Consider the following 11,893-nt stretch of genomic DNA (forward strand, 5'->3'; position numbering starts at 1 on the left):
GGCCGGGGGTCCGGGGGTTGTCCCCCGGGCAGGCACGGTCAGCCGGGTCAGCAGGGGCTGTTCTCGCGGTTGAAGGATGCGTTCAACGGTCGCTGAGGCGGGCCGCTGATCGAGGGGAGGCGTCCGCTGCCGGCAGCGGACGCCTCTCGCATATGCCGGAAGTCGGCCCGATTCGGAGCCTTGAGCAGGACGTGACACCATGCGCTCATGTCCTCCGCACTGACCGATCTCTTCCCGCACCCGATCGTGCAGGCTCCGATGGCGGGCGGTCCTTCGGGGCCGCGGCTCGCCGCCGCGGTGTCCGACGCGGGCGGGCTCGGGTTCCTCGCCGCCGGGTACAAGACCGCCGACGGGATGTACCAGGAGATCAAGCAGCTGCGCGGGCTGACCGGCCGCCCCTTCGGCGTGAACGTCTTCGTGCCCCAGTCCGAGCATGCGGAGTCCGGCGCCGTCGACCTCTACGCCCAGCAGCTGGCCGGCGAGGCCACCTGGTACGGCACCGAGCTGGGCGACCCGGAGTGCGCACGCGACGACGGCTACGACGTCAAGCTCGCCGTGCTCCTCGACGACCCGGTTCCGGTGGTGTCCTTCCACTTCGGCGTCCCCACCCGCGAGGTGATCGACTCCCTGCACCGGGCCGGCACCTTCACCCTGGTGACCGCGACGACCGTCGAGGAGGCGCTGGCCGTGCAGCGGGCGGGCGCGGACGCGGTGGTCGCCCAGGGCGTGGAGGCCGGCGGCCACCAGGGCACCCATCGCGACCTGCCGGAGAACGACGGCTCCGGCATCGGCGTGCTCTCCCTCGTCGCGCAGATCCGCGAGGCGGTGAACCTCCCGGTCGTCGCCGCCGGCGGCATCATGCGCGGCGGCCAGATCGCCGCCGTCCTCGCGGCCGGCGCGAGCGCCGCCCAGCTGGGCACCGCGTTCCTGACCACCCCCGAGTCGGGCGCGCACGACCTGCACAAGCAGGCCCTGACCGATCCGCTCTTCCCGCACACGGAGCTGACCCGCGCGTTCTCCGGCCGGCCCGCCCGCGGCCTGGTCAACCGGTTCATGCGCGAGCACGGCCCGTACGCGCCCGCCGCCTACCCGGAGATCAACTACCTCGCCGCCCCGCTGCGCAGGGCCGCCGCCGAGGCGGGCGACCCGCAGGGCATGGCGCTGTGGGCGGGCCAGGGCCACCGCATGGCCCGCGAGCTGCCCGCCGGTCGGCTGGTGGAGCTGCTGGCCGCCGAACTCGACGCCGCCCGGGCGGTGTTGTCCGCCCGTCCGTCGACGGGAGGTGACGTGCGATGACCGCACCGGTGTTCGTCGTCGACGGGCTGGACGACAGCCATGCGGAGTTCGTGCTGGACGGCCCCGAGGGGCGGCACGCCGTCTCCGTCAAGCGGCTCCAGCCCGGCGAGCGGATCGTGCTCACGGACGGCGCCGGGCGCTGGGCCGACTGCGAGGTGACCGCCACCGAGGGCAAGGACCGGCTCGTCGTCCACCTGGTCTCGGTGGCCGAGGAACCCCCGGAGTCCCCCCGCATCACCGTCGTGCAGGCCCTCCCCAAGGGCGACCGCGGTGAGCTCGCGGTGGAGACCATGACGGAGGTCGGCGTCGACGCCGTCGTGCCCTGGCAGGCCTCCCGCTGCATCACGCAGTGGAAGGGCGAGCGCGGTCTGAAGGCGCTCGGCAAGTGGCGGGCGACCGCCCGCGAGGCGGGCAAGCAGTCTCGCCGGGTCCGTTTCCCGGAGGTCGCGGACGCGGCGACGACCAAACAGGTTGCCGCACTTTTGGCCGAAGCAGACTTCGCCGCCGTCCTCCACGAGAGCGGCGAGGAGCCCCTGGCCCGCGCCGAACTCCCCACCGACGGCGAGATCGTGCTCGTCGTCGGCCCCGAAGGGGGTGTCTCCCCGGAGGAACTGGCGGTGTTCGAAGAGGCGGGCGCGAAGGCGTACGTCCTCGGGCGTACGGTGCTGCGTACATCGACCGCGGGGACCGCGGCGGCCGCCCTGCTGATGGGCCGGACCGGCCGCTGGTCCTGACAACCGCCGGTCCCGAACCGCAGAGGGATGCCGTGGAACTCGCCCAAGTCCGGCTGCTCGTCACCGACTTCGCCGCCGCCTACCGCTTCTACGCCGAGGTCCTGGGCCTCAAGCCGCAGTCCGGGACGGCCGAGGGGCCGTACGAGAAGTTCAGCCCGGCCACCGGGTCGGCGGGCATCGCCTTGCAGGACCGGGCGATGATGGCCGAGGTGCTGGGCGAGCTCGGCGACGAGGCCAGCGGTCACCGCTCCCTGGTGGTCCTGCGCGTGGACGACCTCGACGCCTACTGCGCCGAGCTGACCGCCCGCGGCGCGACCCTGCTGCACGGCCCGGCCCCGATGACGGACCGCATGCGCGTCGCCCACCTCAAGGACCCGGAGGGCAACCTCGTGGAACTCCAGGAGTGGCTGCTGCTGCGCGGCTGACGGCGACGGCGGCCGGAAGCACGAACGGGTGTGCGGGCGTGGGCGGCGCGCGTGTGGCCGTATGTGCTCTTCCGCCTCGGGCGGGCCGGTGGCACGCTGGCGTGCATGGGGGTGTCGAGGTGGGTGCGGCAACTGCCGCGCGGGCGGCGGGTGATGGCCGCGGCCGGGCTCGTGGCTCTCGCCGCGGGCGGGGTCGTCGCATGTGATCCCGGTGGGCTGAGCACCGCGTCGGTGTCCTATACGACCGACCGCACGGCGACCGCCGAGCTGAACCGGCGGCACACCTCCGTGCGCTGGCTCAGCTGCACGGCCCACTACGACGACGGCGGCGGGACCTCCACGTCCGGGAAGCCGACGCCGTCGGCGTCCCGCGCCACCGTGGCCTCCGTCGACTGCCAGGGGGAGACCAAGGACGGCCGGAAGATCACCGTCACCGGCAAGGTCACCCGGGCCGTCAGCGGCGCCTGTGTGCGGGGGAACCTGACCGCCAAGGTGGGCGGCCGGGTGGTCTTCCACGTCAGCGGGCTCGGCGACTGCGACGCCACCACCGGCCCCACCTACCGGCCGCCCGGCACCCACGGGCAGCCGGGACCGACGGTCACGGTCACCGTCACCCGGACCATCTGGTGCCAGGGCGACCCGACCTGCTGGCCGGTCCAGGGCAAGTGAGGTGCCGTGTCCACGGCGTGACGTGCGAAGGAGGCACGTCCAAGTGATCCGGACCCCTGTCCGCGGCCGCCGCCGCTGCGTAGGGTGATCGGGTGACTCAGTCCGCATCGTCTTTGCTGTCCGCGTCGACGGCGTACCTCCGTTTTCCCCATCTGCACGGCGAGTTGGTCGCCTTCACCGCCGAGGACGACGTGTGGCTCGCACCGCTGGACGGCGGGCGTGCCTGGCGGGTCAGCGCCGACAACGTGCCGGTGAACCACCCCCGTATCTCGCCCGACGGCACCACCGTCGCCTGGACCTCCACCCGTGACGGCGCCCCCGAGGTGCACATCGCCCCGGTCGAGGGCGGCCCCGCCAAGCGCCTCACGCACTGGGGGAGTTGGCGCACCCAGGTGCGCGGCTGGACCCCGGACGGCCGGGTGCTCGCGCTGAGCACCCAGGGCCAGGCGAGCCTGCGCCGCAGCTGGGCCCGTGCCGTCCCGCTGGACGGCGGACCGGCCACCACCCTGCCGTACGGCCCGGTCGGCGACATCGCGTACGGGCCGCACACCGTGCTGCTGTCCGCGCCGATGGGCCGCGAGGCGGCCTGGTGGAAGAGGTACCGGGGCGGCACGGCGGGCAAGCTGTGGATCGACACCGAGGACACCGGCGAGTTCGTACGGCTGCACGAGGAGCTGGACGGCAACCTCGAGTACCCGCTGTGGGTGGGGGAGCGGATCGCGTTCCTCTCCGACCACGAGGGCACCGGCGCGCTGTACTCCTCCCTCGCCGACGGCTCCGACCTGCGCCGGCACACCCCCCTCGACGGTTTCTACGCCCGCCACGCCGCCACCGACGGCACCCGGGTCGTCTACGCCGGCGCCGGTGAACTGTGGCTCCTGGACGACCTCGACGGCGCCGAACCGCGCCGGCTCGACATCCGGCTCGGCGGTCCGCGCGTGGACCTCCAGCCCTACCCGGTGAACGCCTCCCGCTGGTTCGGCTCCGCGGCCCCCGACCACACCGCGCGCGGCAGCGCCGTCGCCGTGCGCGGCGCCGTCCACTGGGTCACCCACCGCTCCGGCCCCGCCCGCGCGCTGGCAGCCGAGCCCGGCGTACGGGCCCGGCTGCCGCGCACCTTCCGCGCCGAAGGCGAGGAGTGGGTGGTGTGGGTGACGGACGCCGAGGGCGACGACGCCCTGGAGTTCGCGCCCGCCACCGGCCCGGCCCCCGGCGCGACCCCGCGCCGGCTGGCCGCGGGGCGGCTCGGCCGGGTCCTGGAACTGGCCATGGCCCCCGACGGCAGCCGGGCCGCGGTCGCCTCCCACGACGGGCGGCTGCTGCTCGTCGAGCGCGAGACCGGCGAGGTCCGCGAGGTCGACCGCAGCGAGCACGGCGACGTCACCGACCTCGCCTTCTCCCCCGACGCCACCTGGCTGGCCTGGTCCCATCCCGGCCCGCGCCCGCTGAGCCAGATCCGGCTCGCGCACACCACCGACCTGTCGGTCACCGACGCGACCCCGCTGCGCTTCCAGGACTACGCCCCCGCGTTCACCCTGGACGGCAAGCACCTCGCCTTCCTCTCCCACCGCTCCTTCGACCCCGTCTACGACGAACACGTCTTCGACCTGGCGTTCGTGGAGAGCTCCCGTCCTCATCTGATCACCCTGGCCGCGACCACTCCCTCCCCCTTCGGGCCGCAGCGGCACGGCCGCCCCTTCGAGGTCTCCGACAAGGAGGAGACCCCGGACAGCGAGGGCACCCCGACGACCAGGATCGACCTCGACGGCCTCGCCGACCGCATCGTGCCCTTCCCGGTCGAGGCCGCCCGCTACTCCAACCTGCGCGCCGCCCGCGACGGCGTGCTGTGGCTGCGGCACCCGGTCACCGGAGTGCTCGGCGCCTCCCGTGCCACGCCCGACGACCCCGACCCGAAGACCGAGCTGGAGCGCTACGACCTCGCCCAGCAGCGGATCGAGCACCTCGCCGCCGACGCCGACCACTTCGAGGTCAGCGGCGACGGCAAGCGGGTCCTGCTGTGGACCGACGGCAAGCTGAAGGTCGTGCCCAGCGACCGGCGCGCCTCCGGCGACGAGGACAGCGACTCCAACATCACCGTCGACCTCGGCCGGGTCCGGCAGACCGTCGACCCGGCCGCCGAGTGGCGGCAGATGTACGAGGAGACCGGCCGCATCATGCGGGACAACTTCTGGCGGCCGGACATGGGCGGCGTCGACTGGGACGGCGTCCTCGACCGCTACCGGCCCGTCCTGGACCGCCTCGCCACCCACGACGACCTCGTGGACCTGCTGTGGGAGGTGCACGGCGAACTGGGCACCTCGCACGCCTACGTCACCCCCTACGGGAACTTCGGCGACGGCCCCAGGCAGGGCCTGCTCGGCGCGGACATCTCCCGGCACGAGGACGGCAGCTGGCGCATCGACCGGATCCTGCCCTCGGAGACCTCCGACCCCGCGGCGCGCAGCCCGCTCGCCGCGCCCGGCGTCGCGGTGCGCGCCGGGGACACGATCGTCGCGGTCGGCGGCCGTCCGGTCGACCCGGTGACCGGGCCGGGCCCGCTGCTGGTCGGTACGGCGGGCAAGCCGATCGAGCTGACCATCTCCCCGTCCGGCGGCGGCGACCCGCGCCACGCCGTCGTGGTGCCCCTCGCCGACGAGGAGCCGCTGCGCTACCACGCGTGGGTCGCCGACCGCCGCGCCTACGTCCACGGGAAGTCCGGCGGCCGGCTCGGCTACCTCCACGTGCCGGACATGCAGGCCCCCGGCTGGGCGCAGATCCACCGCGACCTGCGCGTCGAGGTGGCCCGCGAGGGCCTGGTCGTGGACGTCCGGGAGAACCGCGGCGGCCACACCTCCCAGCTCGTGGTGGAGAAGCTGGCCCGGCGGATCGTCGGCTGGGACCTGCCCCGCGGCATGCAGCCGGAGAGCTACCCGCGTGACGCGCCGCGCGGCCCCGTCGTCGCCGTCGCCAACGAGTTCTCCGGCTCCGACGGCGACATCGTCAACGCGGCGATCAGGGCGCTGGGCATCGGCCCGGTCGTCGGCACCCGCACCTGGGGCGGCGTCATCGGGATCGACAGCCGCTACCGCCTGGTGGACGGCACCCTGATCACCCAGCCGAAGTACGCCTTCTGGCTGGAGGGCTACGGCTGGGACGTCGAGAACCACGGCGTGGACCCGGACGTGGAGGTCGTCCAGCGACCGCAGGACCACGCGGCGGGCCGCGACACCCAACTCGACGAGGCGATCCGGCTCGCCCTGGAAGCCCTGGAGACCACCCCGGCCAAGACACCGCCGTCCTTGCCGTGACCGCCGGGGGCTGCCGCCCCCGGAACCCCCGTCGGCCTGAACGGCCTCGTCCCCAAGCGCCGGACGAGCTGGTTCTCACCACCCCCGATAACATGCCCCCGTAATCGATCACTCCGGAGGAGCACCCATGGCAGGGGAACCCCAGGACGACTGCCTGTTCTGCAAGATCGTCGCGGGGCACGTCCCGGCGACGATCGTCCGCGAGACGGACACCACCGTCGCCTTCCGCGACATCAACCCCCAGGCACCCACCCACGTCCTGGTGATCCCGAAGGCGCACTACAAGGACGCCGCCGCCCTCGCCGCCGGTGCCCCGGAACTCGCCGCGGACGTGCTGCGCGAGACCCAGGCGATCGCCGACGAGGACAAGCTCGACAGCTACCGCATCGTCTTCAACACCGGCCCCGGCGCCGGCCAGACGGTCTGGCACGCCCACGCCCACGTCCTCGGCGGCCGCGGCCTGCAGTGGCCTCCCGGCTAGCAGGAGGCATGTCCGTGCGTGAACTCGTCGTCCTCGGCACCGCCAGCCAGGTCCCGACCCGCCACCGCAACCACAACGGCTATCTGCTGCGCTGGGACGGCGAGGGCATCCTGTTCGACCCCGGCGAGGGCACCCAGCGGCAGATGCTGCGCGCCGGGGCAGCGGCCCACGACCTGAACCGGATCTGCGTCACCCACTTCCACGGCGACCACTCGCTCGGACTGGCCGGGGTGATCCAGCGCATCAACCTCGACAAGGTGCCGCACCGGATCACCGCGCACTACCCGCGCTCCGGCCAGCGCTTCTTCGACCGTCTGCGGTACGCCACCGCCTACCGCGAGACCGTCTCGCTCACCGAGGCCCCGGTCGACGCCGACGGCACCCTCGCCACCACGGAGGCGTACACCCTTCAGGCGCGCCGGCTCTCCCACCCCGTGGAGTCCTTCGGCTACCGGCTCGTCGAGCCCGACGGGCGCCGTATGCTGCCCGACCGGCTCGCCGCGCACGGGATCAAGGGCCCGGACGTGAGCCGCATCCAGCGGGAGGGGTCGCTGAACGGCGTCACGCTGGAGGCGGTGAGCGAGGTGCGGCGCGGACAGCGGTTCGCGTTCGTCATGGACACCCGGCTGTGCGAGGGGGTGCACGCCCTCGCCGAGGGCTGCGACCTGCTGGTGATCGAGTCCACCTTCCTCGACGGGGACGAGAGGCTGGCCGAGGAGTACGGCCATCTGACGGCAGGCCAGGCGGCGCGGGTGGCGCGGGACGCGGGCGTACGGCACCTGGTCCTGACCCACTTCAGCCAGCGCTACACCGACCCCGAGGAGTTCGAGCGGCAGGCGCGGGCGGCCGGGTTCGAGGGCGAGCTGACCGTGGCATCCGACCTGCTCCGGGTGGCGCTTCCGAAACGACGGTGACCAGGCCGTACGATGCTCTGATGCCCCTGCCCAAAGCCGAACTGCACCTGCACATCGAAGGCACTCTGGAGCCCGAGCTGGCTTTCGAGCTGGCCGCGCGCAACGGCGTGACGCTGCCGTACGCCGACACCGACACGCTCCGCGAGGCCTACCGGTTCGAGGACCTGCAGTCCTTCCTGAACCTGTACTACGAACTGATGGCCGTCCTGCGCACCGAGCGGGACTTCGAGGACCTGGCGAACGCCTATCTCGCCCGTGCCGCCGCACAGGGCGTGCGGCACGCCGAGATCTTCTTCGACCCGCAGGCCCACCTCGCCCGGGGCGTGTCCATGGGCACGGTCGTCGAGGGACTGTGGCGGGCGCTCGGCCGCAGCGCGGAGAACCACGGGATCTCCACCAGGCTCATCATGTGCTTCCTGCGCGACGAGTCCGCCGAGTCGGCCCTGACGACGCTGGACGCGGCCAAGCCGTACCTCGACCGGATCACCGGCGTCGGACTCGACTCCGCCGAGGTCGGGCATCCGCCGGTGAAGTTCCGCGCGGTCTACGAGGCTGCCGCCGCGCTCGGGCTGCGCCGCGTGGCGCACGCCGGTGAGGAGGGCCCGCCGGAGTACATCACCGAGGCGCTGGACGTGCTCGGCGTGGAGCGTGTCGACCACGGGCTGCGCTGCCTGGAGGACCCCGCGCTGGTCGAGCGGCTCGTCCGCGAGCGGATCCCGCTGACCCTGTGCCCGCTGTCGAACGTACGGCTGCGCACCGTCGACACCCTGGCCGACCACCCGCTGCCCGCCATGCTGGACGCCGGTCTGCTGTGCACGGTCAACTCCGACGACCCGGCCTACTTCGGCGGCTACGCCGGCGACAACTTCGCCGCCGTCCACCGCACCCTCGGCCTGACCGAGGAGCGGCTGCGCGAACTGGCCCGCAACTCCTTCCTCGCCTCCTTCCTGGAGGACGACGAGGAGCGGCGCGCCCGCTACCTCGCCGAGGTGGAGGCGTACCAGTTCGGGGACGCGGTGTCGTAGGCGCTGCGCACGGCCGCGGCGGGCGCCTCCACCGGGACTTCCACGACCGGCAGGAGCCGCCTGCCCGCGCGCAGCGCCACCGCCGTCAACGGCACGGCGGTCAGCAGCAGGAGGAGGGCCAGCACCTCGCCCATCACGGGGAAGCCCGCCCGTCCCGCCAGCAGGCTCCCGGTCAGCGGGCCCGCCGCCGTGCCCAGGGAGCCCGCCGAGCCGACGAACACCGCCCAGCGGCCGCGCGGGTCGAGTGAGGCGGCGAGGCAGATGACGTACGTCTGCACCACCGGGTAGAACAGGTTCCAGGCGATCTCCCCGCCCGCGAACGCCGGCAGGTCGGTGGCGGAGGCGCTGAGCGCTATACAGGCCGCGATCAGCACCGTACCACCGCCGATGGGCACTGCCCGGCCGAACCGGGTGCCGAGCACGCCCGCACCGGCGACCCCGACCAGTCCGGCGCCGAGCGCCACCGCGAACACCGCGCCGACGGTGACCTCGGTGAGGTGCGCCTGTACGAGTCCGAGCCGGCCGCTCACGCCCCACAGGGCGTTCTGCGCGAGGGACCAGCAGGGCATGGCCGTGGCCAGCAGCAGCCCGGCGCGGCGGTGGGGGAGCCGCGCCTCGCCGACCACGGTCCGGTCCGGGACCGCGGGGCCGGCCAGGCGTCCGGTGAGGGGCCAGACGGCGAGCGCGGTCAGGGCGATCGCCGCCAAGGGGAGGCCGTGGCCCGGCCCGAGGTGAGGCAGCGTCAGATACAGGGCGCCGGCGAGGGCGGAGACGCAGAGCAGGCCGTACGTCGTGACACGGTGCGGGTCGCGATGGGCGGCGAAGCCGCTCACGGCGACCGCGGTGAGCGTGCCCGAGCCGAACCCGCCGGCCATCGCACCGGCGACGACGGCCGGTACGACGGTGGTGAGTGCGGCGCCTCCGTAGCCGAGGAAGGCGAGGGCGAGGCCGAGGCGGGCGAGTGTGCGCGCCCCGGTCCGGTCGACCCGGGAAGCCAGCAGGAAACCCGCCGCCGCCGAACTCAGCAGCAGCGCACTGCCGATGGCGCCCGCTTGGGTGGCGGTGAGCGGAAGGCCGCTCTCGAGCCTGCCGACGGTGGTCGGCAGCAGATAGGGGGCGAGGTTCCCGGCCATGAACAGGGCGACGAGAGGCCAGGGCAGGGGGCGGCGGGCGGACACGGGCGTTCCCAGAAAGGATCAGAACAACGGGACTCGGAAAGGAGAGAGGGAGCGACGGTCGTCGACGGACGTGCCCGCGCGAACAAGTTGTACCAAGCACGTGGTTCGGGAAAGAACAGCGGGCGGTGCGATCTGCGTCACGTTTTGGTTTGTGGGGTGGGGGTGCGGGTAGAAGAAGGGATCTTTCGTTCCTGTATATGGACGGCATTCATAAGAGGGGACCAGAGGGATAGTCTGGTGGGCGGCGCCCCAGCCGGCCCCGCCGGCTCCCCAACTCCCCGTCCCCCGGCCTCAAGGCCCTCCTCACCGCCGGACCCGACCTCGTAGGAGCCTCCCTGTGACCCGTGCCACCGATGCAGCCCGCGATCTGACCGTCGCCGAGGTGCGGCTGACGCCCATCCTGGTCGCCGACCCGCCGCTGCTGAACACGCAGGGTGTCCACCAGCCGTACACGCCCCGGCTGATCGTGGAGGTCGTCACCGCCGACGGGATCACCGGGCTCGGGGAGACCTACGGCGACACCAAGTACCTGGAGCTCGCCCGTCCGCTCGCCGAGCGGCTCACCGGACGGTCGGTCATGGACGTGAACCGGCTGTTCGCGACCGACCTCGGCGTGGACGAGTCCCGGATCAGCGGGAGGGTGGACGCGGGCGGGCTGCGCGGGGTCCAGACCGCCGACAAGTTGCGCCTGTCCGTCCTGTCCGCCTTCGAGGTCGCCTGCCTCGACGCCCTCGGCAGGGCGCTCGGCCTGCCCGTGCACGCGCTGCTCGGCGGGAAGGTGCGGGACTCGGTCGACTACAGCGCCTACCTCTTCTACAAGTGGGCCGCTCATCCTGCCGGTGTGCCCTCCGAGAAGGACGACTGGGGCGCCGCCCTCGACCCGGCCGGGGTGGTGGAGCAGGCCCGCCGGTTCAAGGAGCGCCACGGCTTCACCTCCTTCAAGCTCAAGGGCGGGGTCTTCCCGCCGGAGCAGGAGATCGCCGCGGTACGGGCGCTGGCGGAGGCGTTCCCCGGGCACCCGCTGCGGCTGGACCCCAACGGGGCCTGGTCGGTGGAGACGTCCGTGAAGGTGGCGCGGGAACTGGGGGACCTGCTCGAGTACCTGGAGGACCCGGCGCTGGGCACTCCCGCCATGGCCGAGGTGGCGGCGCGGACCGGGGTGCCGCTGGCCACCAACATGTGCGTGACGACGTTCGCCGAGATCAAGGAGGCGTTCGCCGAGGACGCGGTGCAGGTGGTGCTCTCCGACCACCATTACTGGGGCGGCCTGCGCAACACCCAGCACCTGGCGGCCCTGTGCGACGCCTTCGGCGTGGGCGTGTCCATGCACTCCAACACGCACCTGGGGATCAGCCTGGCCGCGATGACCCACGTGGCGTCCACCGTGCCGAACCTGCACCACGCCTGCGACACCCACTACCCCTGGCAGTCCGAGGACGTCCTCACCGAGCGCCTCACCTTCGAGGGCGGCCGGGTCGCCGTCTCGGACGCCCCCGGCCTCGGTGTCGCACTCGACCGCGACGAACTGGCCCGGCTGCACCGACGGTGGGCCGCGGACGACGGCTCGCTCAGGGACCGCGACGACGCGGCGGCGATGCGGGTCGCCGAGCCGGGCTGGGTGACGCCCGCGGTGCCCCGCTGGTAGGCGCCCACCGGCCCCCGGGCCGCCTTGCCCGGGCCGCGTTGCCCGGGCCCCCCCGCCCGGGTCCGCCGCCCGGGCCGCCCCGCCCCGGCGTGACCGCCGACGCGTTGTCAGCCCTCTGGTGCACACTGGCCTGATCCGCACCACGTCAGGGAGCGCACCGTGACCGCGTCCAGCACACCCACCGGAAAGGGGCCGGACCGCCAGGACCAGGGACCGGG

10 protein-coding genes are annotated in these 11,893 nt (G+C 73.5%); 9 read left to right on the forward strand and 1 reads right to left on the reverse strand.

Going from position 1 to position 11,893, the window contains the following annotated elements; translation table 11 throughout:
* Positions 1 to 207: 207 nt before the first annotated feature.
* The 8 genes from IE318_RS10450 to IE318_RS10485 all read left to right on the forward strand — a co-directional run bounded on the left by IE318_RS10450 (position 208) and on the right by IE318_RS10485 (position 8,852).
* Positions 208 to 1,296 (forward strand): nitronate monooxygenase, encoded by a 1,089-nt coding sequence (locus tag IE318_RS10450; RefSeq protein WP_189898892.1) that lies wholly within the window; start codon positions 208 to 210, stop codon positions 1,294 to 1,296.
* Complete coding sequence (locus IE318_RS10455) at positions 1,293 to 2,030, forward strand: 16S rRNA (uracil(1498)-N(3))-methyltransferase (RefSeq protein ID WP_189898894.1); 738 nt, start codon at positions 1,293 to 1,295, stop codon at positions 2,028 to 2,030. Before IE318_RS10450 ends, IE318_RS10455 begins: the two co-directional genes overlap by 4 nt.
* A 32-nt stretch (positions 2,031 to 2,062) precedes the next feature.
* Positions 2,063 to 2,455: a VOC family protein gene (locus IE318_RS10460; RefSeq protein WP_030172966.1), complete on the forward strand. Its 393-nt coding sequence runs from the start codon at positions 2,063 to 2,065 to the stop codon at positions 2,453 to 2,455.
* Positions 2,456 to 2,560: 105 nt separating this feature from the next.
* A complete protein-coding gene (locus tag IE318_RS10465; protein WP_229903429.1) occupies positions 2,561 to 3,124 on the forward strand; it encodes a hypothetical protein in 564 nt (187 codons plus the stop codon).
* A 113-nt stretch (positions 3,125 to 3,237) separates the two neighbouring features.
* Positions 3,238 to 6,432 carry a S41 family peptidase gene (locus IE318_RS10470; protein WP_189899013.1) on the forward strand — a complete coding sequence of 1,065 codons (3,195 nt, stop codon included), beginning with the start codon at positions 3,238 to 3,240 and terminating at the stop codon, positions 6,430 to 6,432.
* 127 nt (positions 6,433 to 6,559) lie between these two features.
* Positions 6,560 to 6,913, forward strand: a complete 354-nt coding sequence (locus IE318_RS10475; RefSeq protein ID WP_189898896.1) for a histidine triad nucleotide-binding protein — start codon at positions 6,560 to 6,562, stop codon at positions 6,911 to 6,913.
* An 8-nt stretch (positions 6,914 to 6,921) separates the two neighbouring features.
* Positions 6,922 to 7,827, forward strand: a complete 906-nt coding sequence (locus IE318_RS10480; RefSeq protein ID WP_189898898.1) for a ribonuclease Z — start codon at positions 6,922 to 6,924, stop codon at positions 7,825 to 7,827.
* A 20-nt stretch (positions 7,828 to 7,847) separates the two neighbouring features.
* Positions 7,848 to 8,852 (forward strand): adenosine deaminase, encoded by a 1,005-nt coding sequence (locus tag IE318_RS10485; RefSeq protein WP_189898900.1) that lies wholly within the window; start codon positions 7,848 to 7,850, stop codon positions 8,850 to 8,852.
* Here the strand turns inward: IE318_RS10485 and IE318_RS10490 are convergent.
* Positions 8,804 to 10,030, reverse strand: a complete 1,227-nt coding sequence (locus tag IE318_RS10490; protein WP_189898902.1) for an MFS transporter — start codon at positions 10,028 to 10,030, stop codon at positions 8,804 to 8,806. The genes IE318_RS10485 and IE318_RS10490 overlap by 49 nt on opposite strands.
* A 337-nt stretch (positions 10,031 to 10,367) precedes the next feature.
* Here IE318_RS10490 and IE318_RS10495 point away from each other — a divergent pair, with 337 nt between their 5' ends.
* On the forward strand, positions 10,368 to 11,675 hold the full coding sequence (locus IE318_RS10495; RefSeq protein ID WP_189898904.1) for a glucarate dehydratase family protein: 1,308 nt from the start codon (positions 10,368 to 10,370) through the stop codon (positions 11,673 to 11,675).
* Positions 11,676 to 11,893 lie beyond the last annotated feature (218 nt).

It is taken from the genome of Streptomyces spiralis (genome assembly GCF_014654675.1).
In the GTDB taxonomy this organism is placed as follows: domain Bacteria; phylum Actinomycetota; class Actinomycetes; order Streptomycetales; family Streptomycetaceae; genus Streptomyces; species Streptomyces spiralis.

Excerpts from the sequence above, each read along its gene's own strand:
- IE318_RS10450 (WP_189898892.1), top strand. The coding sequence starts at position 208 with ATGTCCTCCGCACTGACCGATCTCTTCCCGCACCCGATCGTGCAGGCT.
- IE318_RS10455 (WP_189898894.1), top strand. The coding sequence starts at position 1,293 with ATGACCGCACCGGTGTTCGTCGTCGACGGGCTGGACGACAGCCATGCG.
- IE318_RS10465 (WP_229903429.1), top strand. The coding sequence starts at position 2,561 with ATGGGGGTGTCGAGGTGGGTGCGGCAACTGCCGCGCGGGCGGCGGGTG.
- IE318_RS10475 (WP_189898896.1), top strand. The coding sequence starts at position 6,560 with ATGGCAGGGGAACCCCAGGACGACTGCCTGTTCTGCAAGATCGTCGCG.
- IE318_RS10480 (WP_189898898.1), top strand. The coding sequence starts at position 6,922 with ATGTCCGTGCGTGAACTCGTCGTCCTCGGCACCGCCAGCCAGGTCCCG.
- IE318_RS10485 (WP_189898900.1), top strand. The coding sequence starts at position 7,848 with ATGCCCCTGCCCAAAGCCGAACTGCACCTGCACATCGAAGGCACTCTG.